The sequence below is a fragment of the Mucilaginibacter sp. genome, assembly GCF_964263795.1.
Classification (GTDB): domain Bacteria; phylum Bacteroidota; class Bacteroidia; order Sphingobacteriales; family Sphingobacteriaceae; genus Mucilaginibacter.
Genome location: NZ_CAXVWK010000021.1, coordinates 1 through 26,819, shown reverse-complemented (window position 1 = coordinate 26,819; position 26,819 = coordinate 1). Strand labels below are relative to the sequence as shown.

General features: G+C 43.2%; 22 protein-coding genes. 10 read left to right on the top strand and 12 right to left on the bottom strand.

Annotated elements, in window-relative coordinates; all coding sequences use genetic code 11:
• Window positions 1-15 precede the first annotated feature (15 nt).
• Entirely contained in the window at window positions 16-807 is a 792-nt protein-coding gene (locus ACE5CV_RS04710) for an FHA domain-containing protein (protein WP_374949010.1), read from the top strand.
• Window positions 800-2,215, top strand: a complete 1,416-nt coding sequence (locus ACE5CV_RS04705; RefSeq protein WP_374949009.1) for a serine/threonine protein kinase — start codon at window positions 800-802, stop codon at window positions 2,213-2,215. Before ACE5CV_RS04710 ends, ACE5CV_RS04705 begins: the two co-directional genes overlap by 8 nt.
• Here the strand turns inward: ACE5CV_RS04705 and ACE5CV_RS04700 are convergent.
• Window positions 2,212-3,636 carry a DUF3943 domain-containing protein gene (locus tag ACE5CV_RS04700; protein WP_374949008.1) on the bottom strand — a complete coding sequence of 475 codons (1,425 nt, stop codon included), beginning with the start codon at window positions 3,634-3,636 and terminating at the stop codon, window positions 2,212-2,214. The genes ACE5CV_RS04705 and ACE5CV_RS04700 overlap by 4 nt on opposite strands.
• A 300-nt stretch (window positions 3,637-3,936) precedes the next feature.
• On the opposite strand from ACE5CV_RS04700, the gene ACE5CV_RS04695 reads away from it, so the two are divergent.
• The 4 genes from ACE5CV_RS04695 to ACE5CV_RS04680 all read left to right on the top strand — a co-directional run bounded on the left by ACE5CV_RS04695 (window position 3,937) and on the right by ACE5CV_RS04680 (window position 8,951).
• Complete coding sequence (locus ACE5CV_RS04695) at window positions 3,937-5,028, top strand: hypothetical protein (RefSeq protein WP_374949007.1); 1,092 nt, start codon at window positions 3,937-3,939, stop codon at window positions 5,026-5,028.
• Between the two features lie 162 nt (window positions 5,029-5,190).
• Window positions 5,191-5,709 carry a (2Fe-2S)-binding protein gene (locus tag ACE5CV_RS04690; RefSeq protein ID WP_374949006.1) on the top strand — a complete coding sequence of 173 codons (519 nt, stop codon included), beginning with the start codon at window positions 5,191-5,193 and terminating at the stop codon, window positions 5,707-5,709.
• The gene (locus tag ACE5CV_RS04685) at window positions 5,702-6,694 is read left to right on the top strand and encodes an FAD binding domain-containing protein (protein ID WP_374949005.1); all 993 of its coding nucleotides are present in this window, start codon (window positions 5,702-5,704) and stop codon (window positions 6,692-6,694) included. The genes ACE5CV_RS04690 and ACE5CV_RS04685 overlap by 8 nt, the downstream gene beginning before the upstream one ends.
• 4 nt (window positions 6,695-6,698) lie before the next feature.
• Complete coding sequence (locus ACE5CV_RS04680) at window positions 6,699-8,951, top strand: xanthine dehydrogenase family protein molybdopterin-binding subunit (RefSeq protein WP_374949004.1); 2,253 nt, start codon at window positions 6,699-6,701, stop codon at window positions 8,949-8,951.
• A gap of 103 nt (window positions 8,952-9,054) precedes the next feature.
• Here the strand turns inward: ACE5CV_RS04680 and ACE5CV_RS04675 are convergent, their stop codons facing one another.
• The 4 genes from ACE5CV_RS04675 to ACE5CV_RS04660 form a co-directional block, all read right to left on the bottom strand.
• Window positions 9,055-9,210 carry a hypothetical protein gene (locus ACE5CV_RS04675; RefSeq protein WP_374949003.1) on the bottom strand — a complete coding sequence of 52 codons (156 nt, stop codon included), beginning with the start codon at window positions 9,208-9,210 and terminating at the stop codon, window positions 9,055-9,057.
• A gap of 204 nt (window positions 9,211-9,414) precedes the next feature.
• Window positions 9,415-11,982, bottom strand: coding sequence for a BamA/TamA family outer membrane protein (locus ACE5CV_RS04670; protein WP_374949002.1), 2,568 nt, complete (start codon window positions 11,980-11,982; stop codon window positions 9,415-9,417).
• A 146-nt stretch (window positions 11,983-12,128) separates the two neighbouring features.
• Window positions 12,129-13,049: a hydroxypyruvate isomerase family protein gene (locus ACE5CV_RS04665; protein WP_374949001.1), complete on the bottom strand. Its 921-nt coding sequence runs from the start codon at window positions 13,047-13,049 to the stop codon at window positions 12,129-12,131.
• Window positions 13,050-13,112: 63 nt separating this feature from the next.
• Window positions 13,113-13,487 (bottom strand): hypothetical protein, encoded by a 375-nt coding sequence (locus ACE5CV_RS04660; protein ID WP_374949000.1) that lies wholly within the window; start codon window positions 13,485-13,487, stop codon window positions 13,113-13,115.
• A gap of 138 nt (window positions 13,488-13,625) precedes the next feature.
• Between ACE5CV_RS04660 and ACE5CV_RS04655 the strand changes: the two genes are divergently transcribed.
• Window positions 13,626-15,626, top strand: a complete 2,001-nt coding sequence (locus ACE5CV_RS04655; RefSeq protein WP_374948999.1) for an ATP-binding protein — start codon at window positions 13,626-13,628, stop codon at window positions 15,624-15,626.
• A gap of 32 nt (window positions 15,627-15,658) precedes the next feature.
• Complete coding sequence (locus ACE5CV_RS04650) at window positions 15,659-16,138, top strand: ankyrin repeat domain-containing protein (RefSeq protein WP_374948998.1); 480 nt, start codon at window positions 15,659-15,661, stop codon at window positions 16,136-16,138.
• A gap of 34 nt (window positions 16,139-16,172) precedes the next feature.
• Here ACE5CV_RS04650 and ACE5CV_RS04645 read toward each other — a convergent pair whose 3' ends face one another.
• From ACE5CV_RS04645 to ACE5CV_RS04630, 4 genes are all read right to left on the bottom strand, one after another.
• The gene (locus ACE5CV_RS04645; RefSeq protein WP_374948997.1) at window positions 16,173-18,338 is read right to left on the bottom strand and encodes a catalase; all 2,166 of its coding nucleotides are present in this window, start codon (window positions 18,336-18,338) and stop codon (window positions 16,173-16,175) included.
• Between the two features lie 3 nt (window positions 18,339-18,341).
• Window positions 18,342-18,881, bottom strand: coding sequence for a ferritin-like domain-containing protein (locus tag ACE5CV_RS04640; protein ID WP_374948996.1), 540 nt, complete (start codon window positions 18,879-18,881; stop codon window positions 18,342-18,344).
• A gap of 148 nt (window positions 18,882-19,029) precedes the next feature.
• Complete coding sequence (locus tag ACE5CV_RS04635; protein WP_374948995.1) at window positions 19,030-19,791, bottom strand: oxygenase MpaB family protein; 762 nt, start codon at window positions 19,789-19,791, stop codon at window positions 19,030-19,032.
• On the bottom strand, window positions 19,782-20,153 hold the full coding sequence (locus ACE5CV_RS04630; RefSeq protein ID WP_374948994.1) for a DUF2809 domain-containing protein: 372 nt from the start codon (window positions 20,151-20,153) through the stop codon (window positions 19,782-19,784). The genes ACE5CV_RS04635 and ACE5CV_RS04630 overlap by 10 nt, the downstream gene beginning before the upstream one ends.
• Before the next feature lie 114 nt (window positions 20,154-20,267).
• Here ACE5CV_RS04630 and ACE5CV_RS04625 point away from each other — a divergent pair, with 114 nt between their 5' ends.
• Window positions 20,268-20,783, top strand: coding sequence for a peptide-methionine (S)-S-oxide reductase (locus ACE5CV_RS04625; protein ID WP_374948993.1), 516 nt, complete (start codon window positions 20,268-20,270; stop codon window positions 20,781-20,783).
• 4 nt (window positions 20,784-20,787) lie between these two features.
• On the opposite strand, the gene msrA is transcribed toward ACE5CV_RS04625, so the two are convergent.
• The 3 genes from msrA to ACE5CV_RS04610 all read right to left on the bottom strand — a co-directional run bounded on the left by msrA (window position 20,788) and on the right by ACE5CV_RS04610 (window position 25,546).
• Window positions 20,788-21,279 (bottom strand): peptide-methionine (S)-S-oxide reductase MsrA, encoded by a 492-nt coding sequence (gene msrA / locus ACE5CV_RS04620; RefSeq protein ID WP_374948992.1) that lies wholly within the window; start codon window positions 21,277-21,279, stop codon window positions 20,788-20,790.
• A gap of 182 nt (window positions 21,280-21,461) precedes the next feature.
• Entirely contained in the window at window positions 21,462-23,738 is a 2,277-nt protein-coding gene (gene katG, locus ACE5CV_RS04615) for a catalase/peroxidase HPI (protein WP_374948991.1), read from the bottom strand.
• Between the two features lie 140 nt (window positions 23,739-23,878).
• The gene (locus ACE5CV_RS04610) at window positions 23,879-25,546 is read right to left on the bottom strand and encodes a gliding motility-associated C-terminal domain-containing protein (protein WP_374948990.1); all 1,668 of its coding nucleotides are present in this window, start codon (window positions 25,544-25,546) and stop codon (window positions 23,879-23,881) included.
• A gap of 273 nt (window positions 25,547-25,819) precedes the next feature.
• On the opposite strand from ACE5CV_RS04610, the gene ACE5CV_RS04605 reads away from it, so the two are divergent.
• Window positions 25,820-26,819, top strand: a 1,000-nt coding sequence (locus ACE5CV_RS04605) for an HlyD family secretion protein (protein WP_374948989.1), incomplete at its 3' end; no start/stop codon positions are given.

Below are 26,819 nucleotides of genomic sequence, written 5' to 3'. Positions count from 1 at the left end.
AAAATACGCAGGTAAATGTTTAATATTTTTAAAAGCGATAAAGAAGATCGTCCGGCTGACGTTAAGGGTGTCCGATACGAGTTGTTGCAATTTGTAAAGCAGGAACTGCAAAAAGCCGAGGGCGGCGAAGGCGGTAATATTAAAGGCCTTAACCTTTACATCAACTGTGCATCATCAGATTGTGCGGTTTACGAAGCTGCCGTTTACGCTGATGAACCGGAAGTTTTTAAAGACGAAGTACAACGTATTGCCGACGATTACGCTGTTGCCTTGCCCGAAAACTGGACGATGGACGTTGTTATGAATCAGCAAATCCCTGATGAGGCTGTAAAAGCGGCTAAACTTGATGCGGCTTTTTTTATCAAGACAAATAAAAACTTTATTAAACAAAGTGCATCGGCCTACGTACGCGCCTTAAGCGGCGAGACGGATAAAAAAGAATATAATATCACATCAAACTCAGACAAGATCAATATCGGGCGGGATAAAAAGGCCCAAGCCGATGACGGTTTCTTCCGTACCAATATCATCGCATTCCCGTCGGACAGCGGTGATGCCGCAAACAAATATGTAAGCCGCCAACACGCGCATATTGAGTGGAATAATGATGCAGGCAAGTTTATGATCTTTGCGGATGAAGGCGGCGTACCACCCCGAAATAAGATCAAGATAAGAAGTGAGAAAAGCGAAGATGTGATCAAATTAAGCTCGACCACTATTGGCCACCAATTATTAGAGGGAGATCAGATTATTCTTGGCGAATCGGCTGTTTTAGAATTTAGCTACCAACCTGCTACGGATGAGTAAAGTTTTTACCATAACAGAGGGATTAGAAAACCTTGGCGCACTTAGAACAGGCGGGCAGGGTTCTGTTTACAAGGGCAGGCGGATGGGGCCAATTATAACTGCCGTTAAGTTGCTCCCAACTCCAATCTATTCGGAAAGTGACGAAGATAAGAACTTTCGCAACTTTCAAAACGAGGTGGCCAAGCTGCAAAAGGTAAATGAAATTGCTAATCCAAATGTTGTTAAGTTTCTGAGTTCTGGGATTACGGAGAGCGGTTCGCTGCCCTACATCGAGATGGAGTATATTGAAGGGCCGGATCTATGTGAACTGCTGCAGCCCCCGCATGAAAAGATCTTTATGCTGCAGGAAGTTAGCCGCGTGGCTTATCAGTTGGCTAACGCGTTGGCGCATTGTCATCAGGTTGGTATCAAGCACGGCGACATTAAAAGCAACAACGTTAAATACAATATACACACAGGTAACTATGTGCTGCTTGATTTTGGCCTTGCCATCATGACCGAAGAGCAGCGCCGTACAAGTATCCGTAATGCAGGCGCTATAGAATTTATGGCACCCGAGCAGCAGGAAGGCCATATGCTCCCACAAACAGATGTTTATAGTTTCGGGATCATCATGTATGAATTACTTACAGGATTGGTACCGTTCCCGCTGCAGGGAAATCATGAAACAGGCCGCAATAGTGTGATGATAGCCCATTTAGAGGCCCCTGTTCCCGATCTTGTAGCTGCGCGCCGTGCTGCGCTACCACAAAGCTGGCCAGCCGAAAAGCAAGCTATTGAACTACACGTACCACAATGGCTGCTGCAAGTTGTAAGCAAGTGCCTGGAAAAAAAACCGGAGAACAGGTATAGCAACGCAATAGAACTGAAGGACGCTATTGTAAACGGCAGCCTGTCTGCCGACACTCAGGGTCAGCAGGGCATCCTCCTGAAAGAAAATGAACGCTTGCAGGCCGAGTTGAGCCAACAGCAGGAAAGCAAGCCGCAAAAAGATAAATTGATAACCTCATTAGAATCTATTGCCATTGCAGCGGGCGCAAAGTACAATAAAGCTGAAGGCAGATATGTACAAAACGGGTCAATTAAGGTTATATCGAAGGCGGCCTTTGCCGGTCTTGTTACAGTTGCCATTGTTTTTATGGCCTTGTCGTTATTTGCATTTTTGACTAAAAAACCACCGGTGATAGATAACCGGCCAATTTATACCACAGGCAAAGGCTATATGCACCCTCCATACGTATTAGATCCGTACAGCGACAAACCGGTAATAGACGCGATCACTGCAACAGAGATCAAACGCGTCGCCTGGAAAAAGCGTAAAGCCCGTGCCGACTCGATAGCAACGGCCAGGCGCAGAGCGGTTCCAGTAGTGAAGAAGAAACGGAAAAAGTTTTTGGGTATATTTTAAAGATTAACGCTATACCTTGCTGAAAACCTCGCGAACGGATATTTTTGATCAATGTCCGGATAGTCTTTGTAGTAGCCGCGTAGAATAAAATAGCCCGGTTCAAACGCCAGCGAAAGCTTTTTACCCGTAAAATACCTGAACTCGCTATTTACCGTATGTAAAAAGTAGTGCGATTTGTTGCCATTGATGGTTTGCAGCCATCCGCCGCGGTAATCCACACTGGCGAAGATCCTGTCGGAGATATTAATACCGCCGCCGCCTGTTAAGCTCACACCCGATGCATAGTTGTAGGTACGACCGTTGTACCGGTATTTATCCGGCACGGCAGCTAAAATAACAGGGCCGGCTGCAAACGCTGTATTGATGGTAAACATCTTAGTGATATTATATTCCGAAAACAAGTTCAGCTTTACGCTTTGTGCACCATAGAAAAATGCCTCATTACGGATATAGTCATAATTTGCAGATAGAATAGCAAGGTGCTGCAATTTTTGATTTGATTTGATCTCCCAGCCTATTAGTGAGCCATATACATTAACATTGTTTACTAATGAGCTATCATCTTTCCCCATCTCGGCAGATATGTAAATATTACTGAAAGGGGTCTCGTAGTCCTGGTATCGGTTACCGTAAAGCAATTTAACGCGGCCAAACAATCCAAATTTGCCATATTTTACAAAATTTGAATTATTGGCGTTAAAGCTGCGGACACCCAGATCAAATTCCGCGCTGATCCTTGATGAATCGCGGTTGGCTGCCTTGTAATCTACTTTACCCCATTTGCCATCGATAATACGGTTGAGGCCGTTCATCGGATTAATTAAAAAACCGGCAACTTCGGTGAGCTGCCGTTTAAAGCCGGTGGTATGGTTGTTTACCAACTTATTAGATAAGCGATAGCTCATTTCACCGAGTACTACACCACCAAAGCTGGTATTTACAAAATCATTTGGGGAGGGCGCTTCGTTCTCTCCAAAGGTTTCCCACATGTAACTGCCCGCGAATGCGGCCGGTACAGATTCCCAAAAACTGTATCCGTTGGTACGAAATGCACTGAAATATAAGCTACCCTGGTAGGGATGGCCAAACTGGTTGGTTTGAAAAATATCTTTATCAAAGGCCCAATGGGTAGGATTTAAATTGTATTTGATCGATTCGCCGGTTACACGTGAGTATGGTGCATCGGCCACAAAACGGCCATAGCTCCATGGTACCACCTGTGCAAGCCCAAGCTGATATGCTCCACGCCAAAAACGCTTAGGTGTTGGTGGTAGCGGTTTTAAATTGACAGGAGGGGCAGTCTTAGCCGAACTATCAACTAATTTGGCGACGTCGCCGGCGGTTTGTGCACGTGTTGTTAAAGGTGAAAACGTGGCAATACTAAGTGCGATAAAAACGAAGGTTGCGGAAAGTACTTTCAATACAGTTTGCTTTAAAATAATCGGATAGGTAAATCGTCTTAACAACGTTAAACAACTGTTAAAGAATTATGAACCCAAACAGCATTAAATAGTTTTAATTTTTTTGTCGGTACAACTGTCTGTTATAATCTATAGATCGACAAATCGAATTTGTGTTATGATAAGGCCGATAAAAGACTGTCCCATTATATTTGATAAGATGACAAACCATTACCATTATATTTGGTAATTACTAATAACTAATTTGAACTGCAAGCCGCTCGCTAAACTTACTACGTATATGCAGTGTAATCCATTTAAATGAAAAAATTTCTCACCGTTATAGTTTGCAGTTTGATAGTCATATCCAATATAACGTCCTGCAAGAAAGAATCAAATACCAACACTGGCCCTGCAACTGTTAAAAGCCTGGCAACATTGGGTTTGTATGAATATTCATCCGGCACATCAAAAAGATTGTTTATTCCGGTTACCAGAGTAGGTACGCAAACGGTGAATTATTATACCGTTTTTGATACGGGGTCATCGGGTTTAACGTTGGATGCCACCGGCATAATCCCTGCATCAATGATCACCGCTAACGGGTTTCAGTTTACCGGCGATTCTGTGAATGTCAACGGTATTACTATTACCTCCAGAACGTCTGTAATGAGTTACGGTGATGCAACAAATCTTACTAAAGAGTACGGCAACGTTGCTTATACAACTTTTACATTTGGTGATAACAATGGTAGTATTGTAACTAAAAGGATTCCGTTTTTCCTTTATTATAAAGTAATGAATAGCATTACCAATACGCAATTGCCTGCCCATTCGGCAGATATCATGGGCGTTGGCCCCGGTTATAGTTTTGCAAGCAACCTGATTTTAAGCCCACTTAGTTATTTTGATTTGGGGGCAAATCTAACTCAGGGTTACCGTTTGTCGGCTTTAAGCGCCTCGTCGTTCAGTTCGGCGGGTAACTATGTCAGCGGTTTGCTATCAATCGGTTTAACGCCAACTGATAAGGCTGCATCTACCGGGTTTATTATGCATCCGCTCAATTTTAACAATTCAGGCGGTTATTCAGGCAATATCCCGGGGACGATTGTTTACAATGGCACCAGTACATCAGCGCAGCTTCTATTCGATACCGGCAATCCTACGCAAACAATTATCGAAAATATCCGCGAGAATGCGATAGGGGCACTGCCGGCAAACTCAACAGTTACTATTACTACCAGCAAAGGGTTTACTTACAGTTACACTACAACTAATAATGCTAATTTAACCACGGTTCAAAATCCAAACAACACCAACGATTTCCGTAGTATCATCAGCATCGATTTTTTTCTTAATAACGAATACCTGATGGATTACACTAATCATCAGATAGGGTTAAAAAATAAATAATAGCTGCTTCAACCGTTTCTAACAACTCAGTTAGCTTTATTCCAATTCGGTAGGCAATTTGCTACGCTGTATGTTGATTGTTTCTAAATAAATCAAAATCAGCGTTTGGCAAAACATCTGTATAACGTTACGGTTATTTTCCTATAAAGTAATTCCCGTAATATGGATGATAATATAACTGCCATAAAAGATGCGCCGGTAACTGAACCTGCTATGCATAAGGTAACGCTAAATATAAATGGTCAGGCTCACGAACTGGCTGTACAACCTTGGGTTACATTGCTTGATGCACTGCGCGAAAAACTTGATTTGACCGGCACCAAAAAAGGTTGTGACCATGGTCAGTGCGGCGCCTGTACGGTATTGATAAACGGCAAACGCGTTAACTCGTGCCTTACACTTGCTGTGATGCAAAACGGCAAAGAAATCACCACTATCGAGGGGATAGGTAATGGATCGTTACATCCGGTACAGCAGGCATTTATTAAGTACGATGCTTTTCAGTGCGGTTATTGCACGCCTGGGCAGATCTGCTCTGCCATAGGGATGCTTAAAGAAGGTCATGTAAACAATCGGGAGGACGTAAAAGAATTGATGAGCGGTAATTTATGCCGTTGCGGGGCTTATAACAATATAGTTGAAGCGATTATGGAGGTAAGGGAGGCCGGGAATTATGAATAGCTTTACTTACACCGAAGCGGCTGACACTACTGCCGCAACAGCACAATTGGCCGGTAATTTACATGCTCAGTTTATAGCCGGCGGCACCAACCTGCTCGATTTAATGAAAGAGAATGTTGCCAGGCCGAATGCGCTAATCGATATAAACAAAATCATCGGGCTTGACCAGATTAGTACGCTGCCCGGTGGCGGCTTGCGATTAGGCGCACTGGCGCGCAATGCCGATACAGCGTATAATGAACTGGTTGAACAGCAATACCCCTTACTTTCTAAAGCCATACTTGCCGGTGCTTCGGCACAACTGCGCAATATGGCCAGCAACGGAGGGAATTTATTGCAGCGTACCCGTTGCTACTATTTTTATGATGTAAATACTCCCTGTAATAAGCGGGAGCCGGGTAGCGGATGCTCGGCCATTGGCGGATACAATCGTATTCATGCTATTTTGGGCGCAAGTGAAAGTTGTATAGCGGTGTTCCCGAGCGACATGTGCAATGCACTGGCTGCACTGGAAGCTGTTGTTAATATAACCGGCCCCGCGGGTGAAAGGGCTATTCCGTTTGCTGATTTTCATCGGTTGCCGGGCGATGAGCCGCAATTTGACAACACCCTGCAACATGGTGAGCTGATCACATCGATAGACCTTCCTGAGACTGGATTTAACCAAAACTATGCCTACCTGAAATTACGCGACCGTACATCTTATGCATTTGCTTTGGTTGCCGTTGCAACCGGGCTTGAGTTAAAGGATGGGGTTATTGCCGAAGCCCGTATAGTATGTGGCGGACTGGCACATAAGCCATGGCGTAAAAAGGAAGCAGAAGATTTTTTGAAATCGAAAACGCCATCCAGGGAAAATTTTGAAACCGCGGCGGAAATGATTTTAGAAGGCGCAGTGGGTTTTAAAAATAATGAATTTAAGATAGAACTTGCCAGGCGGGCTATTATACGCAATTGTTTATCGGCAGCTAACTTCAATAAATAATATTATGCAGCAGAAATTTGTAGGGCAACCCATAAGCCGGGTAGATGGCGAAGCTAAAGTTACCGGCAGCGCAAAATATGCAGCTGAGTTTAATGTTCCCGGTTTGCGTTATGGCTATGTTGTGAACAGTACGATTGCTAAAGGCAAGATCGTTAAATTCAATCTGGAAAACGCTATGGCTGTACATGGCGTTATAAAAATATACACGCATGAAAACAGACCTTCTACAGCATGGTTAAGCCTTAATTATGCGGATATGGATGCGCCGCCCGGCAAACCTTTTATACCGATGCATAACAACAAGATAGTTTACAACGGACAGCCGATTGCAATGGTTGTGGCCGATACTTTTGAACAGGCGCGATATGCAGCATCATTGATCACTGTGGAGTACGAGGTGGAAGATTTTGAAACCGATTTGCATGCTCATTTAAATGAAGCACGTAAGCCTAAAAAGGGCTTGGCCAGCGCTTTAAAGCCCGGCCCGCCCAAACCGAAAGGAGATGCGGATAAGGTCTTCGAATCGTCAGCTATTAAAGCAGGTGGTACGTTTGTTCATGGTGTTGAGCACCACAATCCAATGGAACTTTTTGCATCTACAGTAGTTTTTGAAGGAGATAAAAAACTTACCATTTACGACAAAACTCAGGGCAGTGTAAATTGCCAGCTATACGTTGCCAATGTGTTTGGTTTGCATTTTAAAGACGTAAGAGTAATATCACCTTATGTGGGTGGTGCGTTTGGATCTGGTTTGCGACCCAATTATCAACTTTTTTTAGCGGTGATGGCTTCGCTGGATCTTAAACAATCCGTACGGTTGAGCATGAACCGTCATCAAATGTTTACGTTCGGTCACCGACCGGCAACTTATCAGCAAACCAAATTTGGTGCTGATGGAACTGGAAAAATCCAGGCAATAAATCACGAAGGGATTGGAGAGACATCGCAATATGAAGACTACACAGAAATTGTTGTGAATTGGTCTAATATGATGTATCCGTCGCCTAATGCAAAATTGCAATACAAATTGCTCCCGTTGGATATGGCAAGTCCGATGGATATGCGTGCACCAGGCGGTGCAACAGGTGTGCATCCTTTAGAAATCACTATTGATGAACTGGCATTCAACGCTAAGATGGACCCTGTAGCATTCAGGCTGTTAAACTTCACAGATGTGGATGAAACTACAGACAAACTGTATTCAAGTAAAGAGTTAAAAGAATGTTTCAGGCAAGCAGCGGATAAGTTTGGTTGGAAGGACAGGAACCCAGAGCCACGTTCGATGCGGCGCGATAATAAATTGTTAGGATGGGGCATGGCGTCTGGTATTTGGGAAGCTATGCAAATGCCTACACGTGCCGAGGCTATTTTAAATGCAGATGGCAAGCTTACCGTACGTAGCGCAACTTGCGATATGGGTACAGGTACTTACACCATCATGAGCCAGATAGCTGCGGATTTTATGGGTATGGATATGGCCGACGTTACATTTGAGCTTGGGGATTCTGATATGCCGTTTGCACCAATATCCGGTGGGTCCTTTACTGCTGCAAGTACAGGTACTGCGGTGCAGGCCGCCTGCCTTGGCCTGCAAAAAAAGCTGTTAAAAAAGGCTGGAAAATTGGTTGCCCCTTTCAGCGATGCTGATATTGACGATGTGGAGTTTACAGATAGCGGCCTGCGTTTGAAAAAGAACGGCGGTAAACCTTTATCTTACAAAGAAATTGTATCGGCTACTAAGGAGAAGCAGCTTAAAAGCAAAAACATGGGTTGGCCAAATGTGATGAAACAACGCAAATATACACGTGCTACGCACAGCGCAGTGTTTGTTGAAGTGGAGGTTGACGAGGATTTTGGCATCGTAAAAGTTACGCGGATGATTACTGCTGTAGCTGCAGGTAAGATATTAAACCCAAAAACCGCACGTAGCCAAATCCTGGGCGGTATGGTTTGGGGGATAAGCAAAGCCCTGCGCGAAGAATCTGTAATGGATCATCGGTTTGGTAAATTTGTAAATGATAACCTAAGCGAATACCATATCCCGGTAAATGCAGATATTAACGAACTCGATGTAATATTTGTAGAAGAGGACGATAAGATAGTGAACGATTTAGGTGTTAAGGGTTTAGGCGAGATCGGCTTGGTGGCAGTACCACCTGCTATTGCCAATGCTGTATTTCATGCCACCGGTAAACGCGTAAATGATTTACCTATTACCATGGATAAAGTAATGGACAGGGTAGCACCACTGGTTTAGAAGAAAGCCCGTGCAAGTTTATTGCGCGGGCTTGTTGTTTTAAATAAAAAAAGCCTCTTTTAAATAAAAGAAGCCGTTTCCCATAGGTAGATAATATATATAATCAGGCAATAAAGCCTGGAAAATGCTGGTTTGCAGGGTGGTTGCTTAAAAACCTTACGTTAGCTTTTAAATTATTGTACTCTACACGCAACATCGCTTTGATAGATGTTTCGATCTTTTTAATTGGCTGGTTGACGTTGATGTGTACTATTTTCATATTAACACTTATACCAATACCGTGCCAAAGGATTTTTTTGCTTTTAAGGGTTTGATGACCGAGCTTAACTCTTTGATTTTCAATTAGAAATTATGATAATGTTGCAGTAACCTTTTAAAAATTACACAAACGTTCGTTTTGCTACATATGCCAATTGTCTGCTAAAACAATCGGTGTTTGGTTTATTAGCCATGCGATAAGGAATTAAAACCGATAGCCGAGTGCCAGATAACTAATAGATCCCTCTTTTGAATAGCCTTTAGAAAACTGGATAAAAACGAGTTCTGCCGGTGTAACGTAAACACCAAATCCATAACCATCGTGCCATTTAGAAGACGACTCGTTTGGCGACCATACCCGCCCCACGTCATTAAATGCCAATACACCGACAGAACCAGGAAATAAGTACGAGTTAAAGTCAAACGTCTTTAACCGCAGATCAAGGCCATTATAGGCCATTGTTTTACCGGTAAAGCGCCAGGTATGAAAACCACGCAGTGTATTGATTCCCCCCAGCTTTAATTGCTGGTAATAAGCAGCTTCACCCATAGTAGTTCCTAAGCCAATACGATTACTGATTGTGAAATCAGTTTTTTTAAATGGCTTAAGGTAAAGGTTAAACTCAGATAAAATTTGCCCAAACCTGTCGTTACCGTTACCTACCTGCTGTAAACCGCGTAAACTTGTGTGCCAGAAAACTCCTTTGGTGGCAAAGTGGGGCAGATTGCGCGTATCAACATCAGCCGAGGCTACAAGGCCGGCATAAAACTGATTGGAGAACACACCCTGCTGCGGGTTATTAATGTTATAGGTATTTAAAAATTTCTTCTCGTTATTGTCAAGCGAACTGTGATAATACTGCCCGGCAATTCCGGCTTTAATTTTAATATTGCCAAAGGTGCGCCCAAGCCCTATATCTGCATTGACCAGATCATAGCGGTTGCGGTAAAATTCGATCTCTTTTTTACCCTTGTCTATAAATTCGGTTTCATTGCCGATACCAAAAAAGTTGTTTACACTGTTAGGCCCTCTAGATGTAACATTGATCATCAGGTCATTATTGCCAATCGCTTTCTTAAAGTCGCCGTCATAAGTGATCAACAATGAATGCCTTGCAAGCGAATAATCAACCAGCACCTCTTGTTTTTGAGCATAAGGCTCTTTGCGGAAGCCGTGTTTTATGTTAGAAAACCCGCCGATTATCGATAAGCCGTAATCATTGTTGTACTGCCCAAGTATTACCGGTGCAAGTCGGTCAAATTGGTAACTTTTTTTGTTGTAACTATTCACCGCAGTATCAGTAGATAAACGCAGCTTGGCAGCAGCGCTTTGCGGAAAAATGTTTTTCTCGTCCGATCGGTCGTAAATAAACAATCTGGCTTTATTATGTACCTCAGGCGCCACTAAAAAACTGTCGACACCATCGCCGCCAACCATTCTGACCACAATTGGCGATTTACCTTCGCCTGTAACATTAAAAATGTCTTTACCATCAAAACCGTACAGGCGAATTTCTTTGGTTTCTGTTGGGTCGAAAGTGCGATGGTAAAGCACCTGTGCAATGCTGTCTTCTTTCGTGATCTTATTGACAGTTACATCAAGCCTACCGTTTGTTTCCTGTTTTATATTAAAATGCTCCTTTTTATCAGTCATAGGGATCTCTACAACCTGTGCCAGAAATTTGTAGTATTCGATCCCCTGCTTGCTCAGGTTATCGCGACGTGCTTTTAATATGGTAATTAGTTGCGGTGCCGAAAGTTTGTAAATACCCGCCGGCAGGCGTTTAAATGCTTCTTCCACCACCTTGTCTGTAAGGTGTGTTTGGATATAGCTGATCTGCTCTTTCCAATCGTCTTCACTTACCTGATTTAAGAAATAGCGATCAAAGTACTGCCCATTAAAATTCCAGGCTTTAATGTCTCTGATTTCTTCTTTGTACGGTTGAAACCTTGCCTTTAGCCACTGATGCGCAACAATCCATGGGAAAAAACCTGATGTTTTATAATACACTTGATCACGGTCGCGTGGGATAGGTGTGTAAAGCGTATTTTTACCATCTTTTTGTTTATCCCATCGCCATTGGTCGTCGTGTCGGTCCCAGTCGCCTAAGACCATATCAAATAAGCGGGCCCTTAAAACCAATTTATCATCAACCCTTACATCATTATCATCCCTTAATTTTTTCTGAACCTTTGTTGTATTGTCGGTATTGTCCGATTCAAGCGGCTCCCGTTCTTCAAACAAAAAAACATGATTAGCGTAGTCCTTACGGTATTTACCCAATGCAGGGTCGTCGGGCACGTAAACTATTTGAGGATTGGAATGCATAATGCCCAATGCTTCGGCCATTGGTGGCACCGTTAGTGCCGCAAAGGGATTGGCCGTAGATATTTGATCTTGTAAGATATCTTTAGCAAGACCCTTGCGCAGGGTAGGCGGCAATACCCGCTCGGCATATTTTTGAACTGTGCGCAACACCCATTCCTGCCCGGAGGCATCGCGTAATCTTAGCGATTTCGTTTGCATACCACCGCCGGCCTGTAAAATGGTAAGACCGCCTTTTTCTCTTTCGAGGCGAAACACCTTTAATCTAACAGGCGTCGACCAAAGCTTACGGTAATTTTCGCCTAAAAATGTGCGGTGCAGCTTACCTACTTTGTCATAATCAGGTTCAACAGCAACTGTTATGCTATCGTCCTGTATGCTTTGAGCATTTACGTGCAAGCTGGTAATAAAACAAATAAGCGTAGACAGTATAAGTTTGTATCTCATCAAATAGGGCTATAATAACGGGCTTTAATGCCATTTGCCACCCGCTGCATTTGCATAATTAGATAAAGTTAGTTTTGTTAGTAAAACCTATACAGCAACAACTAACTGTTTAATAGCATTAACAAGTAACATAGAATAATACACTATCACATAAAGCTGTCAGCCTCACGATACGCTTTTATCAGTGCAAGTTCGCCTTCTTTGCCGGCGCCTGCAGTGCCATGCTCCATGCCAATTACACCTTTGTAGCCTTTGTTATGGATGTGTTTTAAGATATTTTTGTAGTTTATTTCGCCGGTACCGGGTTCTTTACGGCCTGGATTGTCACCAATCTGGTAGTAGCCGACCTCATCATATATCAGATCAAGAGTCCGCAGAATGTTACCCTGGTTACGTTGGATATGATACATATCATAAAGTATTTTGCATGATGGGCTGCCCACGGCTTTACAAATCGCGTAAGCCTGATCGCCTGTTCTTAAAAACAGGTCTGGGTTATCGCTCAGTGGTTCTAAAACCATTGTAATCCCATGAGGCTCTAACACGGCTGTTCCTTTTTTTAAGGCTTCTATTACATTACCGGTTTGTACACCAATAGGTAGTTTGCGTTCAAAATCGCCCGGCACAACGGTAACCAGTTTGCTGTTTACCCGTTTGGCAACTTCAACAGCCTGTTTACAGGATACGATGAATTTATCAACCTGATCCGTCTTACCAGATGCCAGCATGTTGCTATCGTTACCCAGGCCGGGCTGCACAAACACGCCCATAGCCATACCTAATTTAGCGAGTGTATCGCCAATTTTTTTCTGCTCGTCTACTGGTCTGCCGGATAGTCCATTGTCTTCAATAGCACGAAAGCCCTGTTCATACGCAAATTTTATCTGGTCAATAAAATTATCACCGGCGTGGGTTTTGAACATGCCATCGTGAATGCCATAATTCATATTAAAGGGCTTGCCTGTAGCAGACCAATCACCGGAACCTGCATTCCCTTTTGTAACACCGGTTGACAATAGCGAAGCACCCGCGATCATGGAGCTTTGAACGAAGTTTCTGCGTTTCATAAAAAGGCTTTTAAGTAGCCAAGATAACTTTATCGCACCATTTGAAGAAATACAACGGCGGATTTAAATGGTACGTAACCTTTTGTCGTCGGCTACTATCCGTTCAATCATCTGACTTTTGCCCGATGATTCGTCGTCGGCATTTACTTCAAGAGCCCCATAATTATTTAACGCATCTACCGCTTCCTGTGCTTCTCTTGCAGATAATGCATGTACAGTTACTAGAGTACCCTGCTGCGCAAGTGATCCAAAATGTGTGGCTTTCTTTTCATCATCTATCAAATGGCTAAAAAAGTTTGTTATGCGGTTATCATTATCAATTGCCTGGTTATGTGTGTACAGGTCAATGTTCTCGCCTGTAAATTCATTAGCCAAAAGGTAAGAACTTGCTTCTTCGGCAAGGTCGATATCATCAAAAACACCAATTACTGTAATCATATCATATGAATGTTATCCGTGCCATAATTGTTTCAACAATGCAATTAAAGCTAACATCATATTGCATCACACAAACTGTGGTTTTAAGCGTTAAATGTTTTTGCAAATATTACATTTGCGGCGCACAAAACCTTTAAAATGAACGATTCGCCTTCCTTGCTGAATGACAAGCAATTAATTGATGTGCTTTGCATGACGCAATACCCAACAGCTGTACATGTTTCTGAAGATGCTGTAATTCAGGCGGCAAATGATGCCATGTTAAATACCTGGGGTAAAGATCGCAGTGTAATTGGTAAAACCCTTACCGACGCACTCCCCGAATTAAAAGGTCAGCCGTTTATAGACCTTTTTAAACGCGTATGGAATGAAGGTATAACTGTTTCTGGTACGGATACGCCTGCCAACATCATTGTAGATGGTCGGTTGCAAACATTTTATTTCGATTACGAATACCGGGCAATTAAGAATAGTGATGGCAAAACGTTTGCCATATTACACACAGCTATCGATATCACAAACAGGTACCTTAGTAAAAAACGGGAACAGGAATTGGTTGAAGAACTTACTGCTACTAATGAGGAGTTAACGGCATCTAACGAAGAGGCGCGGGCCAGTAACGAAGAATTGGCCACCATAAATGAAGAATTACTTGCAGCAACAGAGGAGTTACGACTATCGCAGGAGTACTTGCAAAGCTTAAACGAAGAGTTGTCTATTAGCGAAGGCCGTTTCAGAAATCTGATCAGGCAGGCACCGATGGGAATTTGTCTGATTAGTGCAGGCGACTTAGCCATTATCGAAGTAAATGATGCTTATTTAAATTTAGTTGGCAAACAACGGCATGAGTTAGAAAATCGCACCATTTGGGATGCCGTGCCCGAAGCTGCTGAAGCTTACGCCCCGGTGATGAATGATGTGATCGATACGGGTGTGCCCTATGTGGCTAACGAGCATGAGTTGTACCTGATTAGAAACGGCGTTCCAGAACGGGTATTTATCAACTTCGTTTATGAGCCTGTAAGGGCACAGGATGGCACTGTGAATGCCATTATGGTAATTGGTATAGAGGTTACCGAACTGGTGGCCTCGAGGCGTAAAATGGAGGTTGCCGAACAACGCAGCCGCCTTGCAGTTGACGCTGCAGGGATAGGTATTTTTGATTTGGATCTTAAAACAAATATTCCTTTAGTATCTGGCAGGTTCAATGAGATCTTTAACCTTGACAAAGCGCCGGGTAAATTTACAATCGATGCAATAACGCATCCCGAAGACCGAAGTAAAAGAAACGCCGCGCATGAGCAAGCTATCAAAACCGGCGATTTGTTTTACGAAGCCAGGGTAATACACAAGGATCAATCTGTGCGTTGGATCCGTGCACAAGGCAAGGTTTTTTACGATGATAATCAAAATCCGGAAAAGATGCTGGGCACTGTACTGGATATTACGGATCATAAAGCCCTGCAACAACAAAAAGATGATTTTATCAGCATAGCCAGCCACGAATTAAAAACGCCTATCACCAGCCTCAAGGCCTCGTTACAGCTGATGGACCGAATCAAAGATAAGCCCGGGCAAACGATGATTCCTAAGCTGATAATGCAGTCGCGTAAAAGTATTGAGCGGGTAAGCTATCTTGTAGAAGATCTTCTTAATGTGAGCCGGTTGCAACAAACTGAAATACACCTTAATAAAAATACGTTCATTTTATCGCAGTTGGTAAATGCAGTTGCTAATCCCATAAGCATTATTGCAAAACATCAGATAGCTATAACCGGCCAGCTTGAACTGGAGGTATATGCGGATGAGCACCGTATAGACCAGGTATTGACCAACTTTTTAAGCAATGCCGTAAAATACGCGCCGGAATCGGACCTGATAACGGTTGATATTAGCAGCAATGCGGATATGGTTACCGTTTCAGTTACAGACCAGGGGCAGGGTATACCACAAGAAAAACTCGGGCATTTGTTTGATCGCTACTACCGGGTAGACCCATCGGGACATCAGGGATCAGGGCTTGGTTTAGGCCTTTACATTTGCTCGGAAATTATAAAAAGGCATAACGGTGATATAGGCGTAAAAAGTGAGGAAGGATTAGGCAGTACGTTTTGGTTTACATTGCCTTTAGCTAAATAAGTAAGAGTTTTGAATTATAAACAAGAGTTTCTATGGAAAACGTGGATTTAAATGAAGTGATTATACACGCCGCAAGGAAAGGCGATATACCGGTATTAGAAGAGTTGCTAAAACAAAAGGCTGATATAAACGCGCGGGATGCCAAAGGGTATACACCGTTGATAATCGCTTGTTATAATAATCAGATCGATGCCGCTCGTTTTTTGATAGATAATGGTGCAGATATTAACGGTGCTGATTTTGGCGGAAACACCGCTTTGATGGGTGTGTGCTTTAAAGGATATGCAGATATTGCCCAGCTACTTATTGACAGGGGAGCAAATCTGGATCAAACACATGGCAATGGTGGTACAGCCATGATGTTTGCGGCGATGTTTGGCCGTAATGATATGTTAAAGCAATTGCTTGATGCCGGTGCGGATAAAACCTTACTTGATACAAGGGGATTATCTGTTTATGATATTGCACTGCAGCAAGGTAACGAAGGCGCAATTGCTGTTTTAAATCAATAAAAAAAGCGCCTTATTAAGGCGCTTTTTTTATTGACTAAGCCGGTATCTTTCTCGGTTTTTCGCGTTCCCAAAAACGGTGTTGCTTAATAGCTTCAATAAAATTAGTTGCTAAAGTATCAGCATTGTCACTCAGGATAACACCTTCATCATTTTCAATTTTCTTACTAAAGTACGTAGCTTCTAAAACTTGCATAGCATCAGCATCTGCTGCAATTGCCTTACAATGCTTAAATGCTTCATTTAAAAAATGTACAGCATCCGGATCGGCTTCGATTGAAGCAGCACTGTTTGCTCCGCCCGGCACATAAACTGCGTCGAAGAGTACAGAGGCCGCTGTCAGGAAACTTTCGTCGGCCTGTATCTGCTCATCGTTAAGCGACGTGATAAAGCCCAGCCTTGGCGCAATTACGTTAACTGCTCCGCCTTCGGCTTCTATTGCTGCCTTTACTGCAAACAAAGTTTTTTCATTTACGCCATCTGCCGCTAAAATCGCCACTTTACGGGTTTGGATGCTATCCTTAATTGTATTAGTCATGCTTAGTGCATCAGATTTGGTCAATGAACCTTCAACCTGCACAGACTCGTAATCTTCAATAGGAGCATCCGCCGGAATACTTTTGTTTATCGGCCTTTCCGGTGATTGCGGTACGTGCAAGCCCAATGCATAAGCAACTTCAGCTGCAAGACTCTTGTCTATAAGTGATAAAATACCCAGCATTCGCTCACATATAGCTATTGTTTTAACTTTCCCAAGTTCAAAACTCAATGCGTCAACAATGTGGTTTTTCTCCGGGTCAGACTGGCTATTGAAAAATAACCTTGCCTGGCTAAAATGATCTAAAAAGCTTTTACTTCTCGCCCGGATCTTGCGCCCATCAATACGTTCGTTGTGACTTACAAAACCGCCTTCACTTTCTTTAACCTGAGCCGGTGAATTGGCGTTTAGTGAATTTGGACTGTAGCTGGTTTTACCTGCATCAATATTTTGGCGGGACAATCCGTCACGTTGGTTATTGTACACAGGTACTACCGGCCTGTTAATAGGCAGTTGCTGAAAGTTAGGCCCGCCTAACCGCAACAATTGCGTATCAGTATAGGAGAATAACCTGCCCTGTAAAAGAGGGTCATTTGTAAAGTCGATCCCTGGTACGATATGACCTAAGTGGAAAGCTACTTGCTCGGTTTCGGCAAAAAAGTTGTCCGGGTTGCGGTTAAGGGTTAATTTACCAATACGCTGTACAGGCACCAACTCTTCAGGTATGAGTTTAGTAGAATCTAAAAGATCAAACTCAAATTTGAATTCATCTTCTTCGGATACGATTTGAACGCCTAATTCCCATTCCGGAAAAGCGCCGCTTTCAATAGCGTCCCAAAGATCGCGGCGATGAAAGTCTGGGTCTTTGCCTGAAATGTTTTGTGCCTCATCCCATGCAACGGCATGTACACCTAACAGCGGTTTCCAATGAAATTTCACAAAGCTGGAAACGCCTTCTGCGTTGATAAAGCGGAAGGTGTGTACACCAAAACCTTCCATCATCCGGTAACTGCGTGGCAGTGCACGATCGCTCATGGCCCACATGACCATGTGCGCCGACTCCGGCATCAGGGAAATAAAGTCCCAAAAGGTATCATGGGCAGATGCGGCCTGAGGAATCTCGTTGTCTGGTTCAGGCTTAACTGCGTGTATCAGGTCAGGAAATTTAATAGCGTCCTGGATAAAAAACACAGGGATATTATTGCCCACCAGGTCAAAATTACCTTCCTGAGTATAAAAACGTACCGCAAAGCCGCGCACGTCGCGCGCGAGGTCGGTAGAGCCGCGTGAGCCTGCAACTGTAGAGAACCGTACAAAAACAGGCGTTTCAATTTCCGTATCGTTTAAAAACTGTGCTTTAGTAATTGCCGATTGCTCCTGGTAAAGTTTAAACACACCATGCGCGCCAGAGCCTCTGGCATGCACAACCCGTTCAGGAATACGTTCATGATCAAAATGAGTGATCTTTTCTCGCAGGATAAAATCTTCCAGTAAGGAAGGGCCACGATCACCCGCTTTTAAGGAATTTTGATCATCGTTTATTCTAGTACCCGTATTAGTAGTCATTAACTGGCCGTTAGCATCATCCCGAAACTGGCCAAGTTTTTCGCTTTTCAAATTACTTGGTTCGGTAGCCGGTTTCTCGGCTTTCTTTTTAACTGGCATAGATTAGGCTTTAGCAGTAATATTCGTGGTTACTTGTGTTAATAGATCATCAGCAGCCTTTTCTTCGGCCAATGTTTGCTCAAGCAGCGATGCTACGTCAGCCAGGCCAAGAGTAGTAGCGAGAGATGCTAAACCGCCGTAGGTAGCAATTTCGTAATGTTCAACCTTTTGAGATGCCATTATAATTCCTACATCACGCGCATCTGTATCGGCTGGAGTTCCTTCAACTATACCTTCACCTTCTTTTGTAAGACCTTCCATTGCATCACATTTTTTGGCGATAATTTTTTCATCAAGCAACCCAAATACCTCTTCTAAACGGGTTACATGACCCTTAGTTTCTTCCAGGTGATTGCCAATGGCAGTCTTTAGCTCATCAGAATTTGCTGCATTAATCATTTTTGGTAAGTTTTTTACTAAATGATTTTCGGCCCAATAGATGTCCATTATACCATCTTTAAAAAGTTCCAATAATGGATTTTCGCCGTCAGCAGGCGCAGCTGTAATGAATTTCGGTTCGGTACCGGTTTCTTTTTTTGCCATGATTCTTTTTTAGATTTAAGAAATATCTATTAGTATAAAGCTATAAACAACCAAGTTGTTTTAATTTCTAATTAAATAATAAGACAATAAAAGGACGTGAAAAACCGTACTCGATTAAGGTAAAGTGTAAACAATGAAACTAACGCGATCAGCTATCCATAGCCACTATCTGAGATTTGTACTTTGCAGGCAATATAGCGTCACGAAACCATCTGCTTAGCTTTGAACCGGCAAATAGCTTGTAAGCATAGAGCAACGGATTTAACAGATTACCGTTTTTTAATTTGAGCTGTTCTTTTACCCGGGCAGGTACTAACAGTGCCTGTACTTTACACATAAGCCAATATCTTGGCCCTCCCAGGTGTTTTCTATATTGTTTAAATAAGTCGGCCGTTAGCGGGCTGTATTGCAGATTTTTTTCTAAATGATCTTGACGCATGGTAAGCCAAGCGGTGTAGTTTTGCGGTAATCCCCGAAGCCCCATATGCAAGCCTAATTTGTAAAAGGTCTCAAAAACTTGCTGTTTCTCGTCAAGGCTTAATTTCCGGTCTAGCAGTTCGAACGAACGGATAGTATAATCTATGAGCATGAAAAGAACATCGCGGTATGCCCAGTCGGGTATTTGAGCACCACGGGCGCCTTCCACATGTTTGTGTATGGCAGTTATCTGATTGATAGCATAATAGGCATCTTCTTCCGTAGAAAATAGAATTTGCCGTGAATAAGTAACGGTGGAAAATAGCCTGGCCAGAGGATCGGCCGGAAGTTTGCCGGTAAAATATAGCCAATCTACGGCCTTATTTAATGCAAATTCAGCGGCGGCTCCAGCAAAAATAAATAGTACTGTATCGGCTTTGCCCCAGATCTTACGAACTATCGATTGTTCCTCAACAAAATATTTTACAGGCATCTTACTATTCGTTCAACAACCCAGACAAGCATTATCCCGAGCGTATACATTAACATGTCCGTCCATGCAAAATCTGTACCCATTACTGTGCGCGCCAGTAATGAATGCTGCAGCCCCATAATATTCACCAAATGAAACCACTGGCTCCATTCAATTAGATAGGCAAAGATCAATACAGCGACGGCAGTGCAGTTTACATTGTAATTAATAAAGCTTTTAACTAAGCAATAGATCAGTATCACCACCAGGAAATCGCCACCATAAGGGCGAATAAAATTATCATGCAGGTAAACAGCTATCAAAATTTCAGTTAACAACAACAAAGTTGCCCCAATAAAATAGATACGATTAAACTTAAGCATTTTTATTTTTATAAAGTACTTTGTATTTCAAAGTAAATCATAAATTTATTCTAATCCAAATAAATCAGACCGATTATTATACCTAGGAAATAACTAACATCATAAACCAATGCCATGAAATTGCGTTGTAAACAGATGGATAGAATAGGTTTTGGAGGAAGCTGCCATTGGTGTACCGAGGCCATCTTTCAATCGCTTAAAGGAGTTGCAGAAGTGCAGCAGGGGTGGATAGCATCTGAAGGTAGTGCAAGCAAATTTTCTGAAGCTGTTATTGTAAACTATCAGCCTGAAAAGATTTCGCTGGAGCTGCTAGTAGCAGTTCATCTCCATACGCATAGCTGTACAGCAAATCATAGCATGCGTGGCAAATACCGTTCGGCAGTGTATACGTTTAATGAGGAGCAAGAACATATAACCCGCCAGGCGATCATTAACCTGCAGCCGAATTTTGATGAGCCGATCATAACCCAAGTGTTGCCCTTTAAAGAATTTAGTGTTAACAGTGCCGAATACTTAAATTATTACTATAGTAATCCGGATAAACCGTTTTGCGCAAACATAGTAAGCGCTAAATTAAAGGAACTCACCAGGCGCTTTCCGCATCAGGTCAATACGGATCTTCTACAGTAATTATTTAGCTCAATTTCCAGTCGGGCCTTTCGTAATGGCAAGTGTAGCCGTACGGATTTTTTTGCAGGTAATCCTGATGCTCGGCTTCGGCATCCCAAAAGTCAGTTGCGGGAACCACCTCTGTAACAATTTTTCCTGGCCAGATACCGGATGCTTCCATTTCGGCAATAAGGTCGTTTGCAGTATCGCGTTGCGTATCAGTCAAGTAAAATATCGCGGAACGGTATGAAGCCCCTACATCATTGCCCTGCCTGTTGCGGGTGGTTGGGTTGTGAATCTGGAAAAAATATTCCAGCAATTCGCGGTAGCTAATCGTTTCGGGCTCAAATGTTATGGCTATGCCTTCGGCATGTGTGCCGTGATTGCGGTAAGTTGCATTAGGTACGTCGCCGCCTGTATATCCTACAACAGTTGAGGTAACGCCGGGAAGATGCCTGATCAATTCTTCCACTCCCCAAAAACATCCTCCTGCTAAAATTGCTTTTTCAGTACTCATATCAATGTATTTATAGTTGCCCGGTAAGTGCCCGGATTTCGATTGTAATTATGTTAAAGCGTTGCCAAGCGCAAATTGTTTACGATTAGTCCGCTAATCGGCTCATTTAATAAGCAATTCCAGCTACGAAGAAACGCCTCGAACATAACGTTCAAGGCGTTTACATGTTATTTATTGCGTGCTTAAATTAAATCGAATCTATCCAGATTCATGACTTTAACCCATGCTGCTACAAAGTCTTTCACAAACTTTTCGTTGCTATCAGCACTTGCATACACTTCTGCCACAGCTCTCAGTTCCGAGTTTGATCCAAAAACCAGGTCGGCACGCGTACCTGTCCATTTAACTTCGCCCGTAGAACGATCGGTACCTTCGTACACTTCTTTACTGCCGTCTTTGGCTTTCCATGCTGTGCGCATATCAAGCAAGTTTACAAAGAAATCGTTTGTAAGCTGACCTGGACGCGATGTGAATACTCCGTGTTTAGAACCGTCGAAGTTTGTTTCCAATACGCGTAAGCCGCCAACTAGTACCGTTAGTTCGGGCGCTGTAAGGGTCAACAATTGTGCCCTGTCTATCAGTAATTCTTCTGTAGATACAGAAAGTTGTGCTTTGCGGTAGTTACGGAAACCATCGGCAGCAGGCTCCAGGTAAGTAAAGGCTTCCACATCTGTTTGCTCTTGTGAGGCATCCATACGGCCAGGAGTGAATGGTACATTAACGTTGTATCCGGCATTGTTTGCTGCTTTCTCAACCGCAGCGCTTCCGGCTAATACAATTAAATCTGCCAGTGATACCCTTTTTCCATCAGTTTGGCTGCCGTTAAAATTATTTTGGATACCTTCTAACGCATTCAATACCTTTTGCAACTGGGCAGGGTTGTTTACCTGCCAGTACTTTTGCGGTGCTAACCTAACGCGTGCACCGTTTGCCCCGCCGCGCTTATCCGATCCGCGGAATGTGGAAGCCGATGCCCAGGCAGCAGATACCAGTTCTGATACAGTTAACCCTGATGCCAGGATTGTTGATTTCAGGCCGGCAACGTCGCCTTCGTTAACAACTGCATGATCAACCGCCGGGATAGGATCCTGCCAAAGCAAAACTTCTTGTGGTACATCAGGGCCAAGGTAACGTGCACGCGGGCCCATATCACGGTGGGTCAACTTAAACCAGGCACGCGCGAAAGCATCCGAAAAAGCTTCGTGATCTTCAAGGAACCGCCTTGATATTTTTTCATACGCAGGATCGACCCTTAAAGCAAGATCGGTAGTAAGCATCCTAGGCAAATGCTTTTTAGCATCATCATAAGCATCTGGTATAATTGCTTCTGCATTTTTGGCAACCCACTGGTGTGCACCACCCGGGCTTTTGGTCAATTCCCACTCAAAAGCGAAAAGATTTTCAAAGAAGTTATTGCTCCATTGGGTGGGTGTTTTTGTCCAGGTTACTTCCAAGCCGCTGGTGATAGTGTCCGGGCCTTTACCTGATCCGTATTGGTTGGCCCAGCCAAATCCTTGCAATTCCACGCCTGATGCTTCTGGTTCTTTGCCTACATGGTCTGATGTTGACGCACCATGCGTTTTACCAAAGCTGTGTCCACCAGCAATCAGCGCAACTGTTTCTTCATCGTTCATAGCCATGCGGCCAAAAGTTTCTCGGATATCCCTTGCTGCCATAATCGGGTCGGGGTTACCGTCCGGTCCTTCGGGGTTAACGTAAATTAATCCCATATGCGCCGCAGCTAGAGGTTTCTCAAGGTTGCGGGAGTGAATGTCTCCATCGGCATCTTCGTCAGACACCAGAATACCATGGCCGTCAACTGCACCCGGTGACCCGTCGGCATAGCGTTTATCGTTACCCAGCCAGGTCGTTTCTGCACCCCAGTAAACAGATTCATCAGCTTCCCAAACATCTTCGCGACCGCCTGCAAAACCAAATGTTTTAAAACCCATTGATTCCAGCGCAATATTACCGGTCAAAATCATCAAATCGGCCCATGAAAGTTTTTGCCCATACTTTTGTTTAATAGGCCACAGCAAGCGTCGCGCCTTGTCCAGGCTAACATTATCAGGCCAACTGTTAAGCGGAGCAAAGCGTTGTAAGCCTGCGCCACCGCCGCCGCGGCCATCTGTAATACGATAAGTGCCTGCACTATGCCATGCCATACGGATAAATAAACCACCGTAGTGACCAAAATCGGCAGGCCACCAATCCTGAGAATCTGTCATAAGTGCATGCAAATCCTGCTTTACTGCTTCCAGATCAAGGCTCTTAAAAGCTTCGGCATAGTTAAAATTTTCACCTAACGGGTTGGATAATGTGGATTGCTGGCGCAAAATATTCAGTTTTAACTGATTAGGCCACCAATCGTTATTGCGGGTGCCGCCGCCGCCAACGTTGTGTTTCATCTCACCGTTTAAAAACGGGCATTTACTGATATCATTCGAATCTGTATTCATAATTTGATGATTATATAATAAGCTTGTTTATTACCGCCTAAAATCTAAAATTAAAACATTGCACCTAATAATCATAATCGATTAATTCTATGACATATTGTAAATATCGATGAGCGGGGAGACAAAATTTCGCCCCTGTGCTATCTGATAACTGTGATAAAAGAGGAACCGGTTACTTTTTTACGGTAGTAATTATCATATCCGTCAAATATCCAATAATATGTTCCGCTTGGTACAGGCCGACCGTTATAGGTGCCATCCCAAAACTGCGCTGCATCGCTTGTTTTAAAGATCAGGTTGCCGTTGCGGTTATAAATTTTTAATCCGTTGAACTTGATGTAGCCGGTTAACAAAATTGTAAACGTGTCGTTGACACCATCATTGTTAGGGGTAAATGTATTTGGCGCGGTTACCGTGAACGGGTCTGGCGGCGACACAGTAACACTAACAGGTTGGATATTTATACAGCCGTCAGCTGTTTCGGCCTTTACATAATATTTACCAGTTGTTGCGATAGCTGTAAAGTCCACCAAAGGCTCACTGGCTGCTTCATCGGTATAGTAATAGTATGAAACGCCTTGTTGCTTGCTAAAGGTTGCAGAAAGATCGACCGTTTCAGGAAATTTTACCGGCGGCGGCACAATTATCTGTAGCTGCGGCAACTCAAATGTTACTTTTACCGGCAATAAATTACTGCACCCGCCAGCGTTTTTAGCCCTGATATAATACAAGCCATTTGCAGTGATCCGCGATGGCCCGGATAATAGTTCAAAGGAATCGGTAAGATAATCAAACGTTAGTCCCGGACTGCTCCCGGATGTAATGGAAGGTGCCGTTAGATCAACAGAAGTACCCGGGCAACTGATAATGGCATCCGTAGCGACAAAATTAAAATCGCTGTTGATCCCGTTCACGTCGAAATAAAAAGTATCCGGGCATCCTAAACCGTTATATGGCGTTACTGTGAGAGCCAGTTTAGTTGCATCTGCCGGAGGCTGGATAGTGAGGAACTGCCCGGTGCCTAACGGTGTTTTTAAATCACCTGTCGACCAGGAATAGTTTGCAAACCCAGGCGGGCCGGATAAGGTGATGTTGCTTTGGTTTTTACAAAAGTTATTACCACCTACCGGCGTACTGATATTTTCATTGATATCAATGTAAGCGTACCCTGCATGCTCGCCAAAAGGGCAATGGTTCACTGTGAATTCCAGCCTTATCTTTTTGTTGTTCAATCCGGTTAAGTTGATACTTGCCGATGACCAGTCTTTAAAAAAAACACCATCACTATTGTACTTAAATCCGGGCAAATTAACAGAGGATATAAAATCGAAGGAAGGGCAGGTAAGGTACTTATCGTCGGTAACATTATAAACCTTCACCGTAAACCGGGGTTGCTGATAAGGTTCATGCCCGGGATTTTCTAAAACTACAGCGTAATCAAAAACAATGCTGCTTGAGCCGGTTGGCGGTACGGTTATCGTGTATGACATTTGTTGTACGGTATTGCCATACAATTCGTTGCCCAATTTGACGGAGTATTTGCTTCCGTTTGGCGAAAAAACCGGGAACTTGCCATAGTTATCCTTTAGGTCTGATCCGTCATTTTTCAAGATAGTAAAGCTGCCTGGGACTGCAATAGATGGATATGTAGTTATCTTACCGTTGGTTTCGATACTGCCTACAGCAAACTCCCAATTGTCGAAATTGCCGTTCTCGAATCCAATATTACCCTGCGCAAATAACCGCGATGAGGAAGCCGGGCCGATGGCAACAGCAAAAATGAACAGTAAAACGGTTCGCCTAAACATTGGTAATATTCTTATCTCTATTAAAGGGATGAGTATCCGGGTTTTATTGGTAGATAATTTTTGATGAAATTACTAATTGTTACCCAGATGAGCATATTAAACCGCCCGGATATATTCGCTTTTCGGGACGTGCCTTATTGCCTCATTTCGATAACGGATAAGTTTGTCCGATATCGGGCAAATTTTAAAAACTTAAATTAATTAAAAATCTGATAATCAATATATTAAGTTTGGTACATTGCTTGTAAATAGCTGTTCATTTTAAATACTAAAATGGATCAGAATATTGAGCAGGATGTTATTGCCCGCAAAAAGAAAAATGGAATTTTAATAGGGATAGCTGCCTTATTCTTACTGGCTGCTGCTGTATGGATGTTGCGTACCACTTTAAAGAGCAGTATAAACAGGAGTGAAATAACTACGGCCGTTGTAAGTGAAGGAAGCGTAGAGAATACGTTAAATGCCACCGGCGAAATATTGCCTGAGTTTGAAGAGATACTTACCAGCCCTATCAACGCATCTATAAAAAATGTGGTAATGGATGCCGGTAATAAGGTAAAAGCAGGTCAGTCGATATTGGCGCTTGATAAATCAGCAGCGCAAACAGAATTTGAAAAAATCAATTTTCAAATGCAGAGCAAAAGTAACGAGATCAGCAAATTGAAGCTTGATCTGAATAAAAGCTTTTTCGATATTCAATCTAACAACAATATTAAGCAATTGCGTATCAGTAGCCTTATTGATGCGGTCGAGAATGCTAAACGCCTGTTTAAAGCCGGCGGCGGTACCCGCGAAGGGATAGAGCAAGCTGAGCTAAATTTAAAGGTTGCGCAGTTAGAGAAAAAGCAGTTGGAGAACGAGATCCGGAGCAAACAGCAAACTATGCAGATCGAGATCAAGGAAGCCGAAATTGCGCTTGCCATACAGCGAAATGACCTGAGCGGCCTGCAGCGTAAATTACAGCTTGCAAATATTGTTGCAACCCGCGGCGGTGTTGTAACCTATGTTAACAAAAATATAGGTGCCACCGTGCACGAAGGAGATGCCCTTGCCCGTATAGCCGATCTGGGCAGCTTTAAAGTGAACGGCAGCATAAGTGATAATTACCTAGATCAATTACACAATGGCATGCCGGTGGTAGTGCGCATTAACGATGCACAGTTAAAGGGGCACGTATTAAATGTTTATCCATCGGTACAAAATGGCATTGTAAATTTTGATGTGCAGTTGGATGAGCGTAATAACAAACAGCTTAGGCCTAACATGAAGGTAG

What these genes read in the sequence shown, in the direction of transcription:
- ACE5CV_RS04630 (WP_374948994.1), bottom strand. Translation starts at nt 20,153, where the DNA reads ATGCTTAAGTTTAATCGTATCTATTTTATTGGGGCAACTTTGTTGTTG.
- katG (WP_374948991.1), bottom strand. Translation starts at nt 23,738, where the DNA reads ATGAATACAGATTCGAATGATATCAGTAAATGCCCGTTTTTAAACGGT.
- ACE5CV_RS04635 (WP_374948995.1), bottom strand. Translation starts at nt 19,791, where the DNA reads ATGCCTGTAAAATATTTTGTTGAGGAACAATCGATAGTTCGTAAGATC.
- msrA (WP_374948992.1), bottom strand. Translation starts at nt 21,279, where the DNA reads ATGAGTACTGAAAAAGCAATTTTAGCAGGAGGATGTTTTTGGGGAGTG.
- ACE5CV_RS04710 (WP_374949010.1), top strand. Translation starts at nt 16, where the DNA reads ATGTTTAATATTTTTAAAAGCGATAAAGAAGATCGTCCGGCTGACGTT.
- ACE5CV_RS04660 (WP_374949000.1), bottom strand. Translation starts at nt 13,487, where the DNA reads ATGATTACAGTAATTGGTGTTTTTGATGATATCGACCTTGCCGAAGAA.
- ACE5CV_RS04610 (WP_374948990.1), bottom strand. Translation starts at nt 25,546, where the DNA reads ATGTTTAGGCGAACCGTTTTACTGTTCATTTTTGCTGTTGCCATCGGC.
- ACE5CV_RS04665 (WP_374949001.1), bottom strand. Translation starts at nt 13,049, where the DNA reads ATGAAACGCAGAAACTTCGTTCAAAGCTCCATGATCGCGGGTGCTTCG.
- ACE5CV_RS04705 (WP_374949009.1), top strand. Translation starts at nt 800, where the DNA reads ATGAGTAAAGTTTTTACCATAACAGAGGGATTAGAAAACCTTGGCGCA.
- ACE5CV_RS04675 (WP_374949003.1), bottom strand. Translation starts at nt 9,210, where the DNA reads ATGAAAATAGTACACATCAACGTCAACCAGCCAATTAAAAAGATCGAA.
- ACE5CV_RS04655 (WP_374948999.1), top strand. Translation starts at nt 13,626, where the DNA reads ATGAACGATTCGCCTTCCTTGCTGAATGACAAGCAATTAATTGATGTG.
- ACE5CV_RS04645 (WP_374948997.1), bottom strand. Translation starts at nt 18,338, where the DNA reads ATGCCAGTTAAAAAGAAAGCCGAGAAACCGGCTACCGAACCAAGTAAT.
- ACE5CV_RS04695 (WP_374949007.1), top strand. Translation starts at nt 3,937, where the DNA reads ATGAAAAAATTTCTCACCGTTATAGTTTGCAGTTTGATAGTCATATCC.
- ACE5CV_RS04670 (WP_374949002.1), bottom strand. Translation starts at nt 11,982, where the DNA reads ATGAGATACAAACTTATACTGTCTACGCTTATTTGTTTTATTACCAGC.
- ACE5CV_RS04680 (WP_374949004.1), top strand. Translation starts at nt 6,699, where the DNA reads ATGCAGCAGAAATTTGTAGGGCAACCCATAAGCCGGGTAGATGGCGAA.
- ACE5CV_RS04685 (WP_374949005.1), top strand. Translation starts at nt 5,702, where the DNA reads ATGAATAGCTTTACTTACACCGAAGCGGCTGACACTACTGCCGCAACA.
- ACE5CV_RS04640 (WP_374948996.1), bottom strand. Translation starts at nt 18,881, where the DNA reads ATGGCAAAAAAAGAAACCGGTACCGAACCGAAATTCATTACAGCTGCG.
- ACE5CV_RS04690 (WP_374949006.1), top strand. Translation starts at nt 5,191, where the DNA reads ATGGATGATAATATAACTGCCATAAAAGATGCGCCGGTAACTGAACCT.
- ACE5CV_RS04625 (WP_374948993.1), top strand. Translation starts at nt 20,268, where the DNA reads ATGAAATTGCGTTGTAAACAGATGGATAGAATAGGTTTTGGAGGAAGC.
- ACE5CV_RS04650 (WP_374948998.1), top strand. Translation starts at nt 15,659, where the DNA reads ATGGAAAACGTGGATTTAAATGAAGTGATTATACACGCCGCAAGGAAA.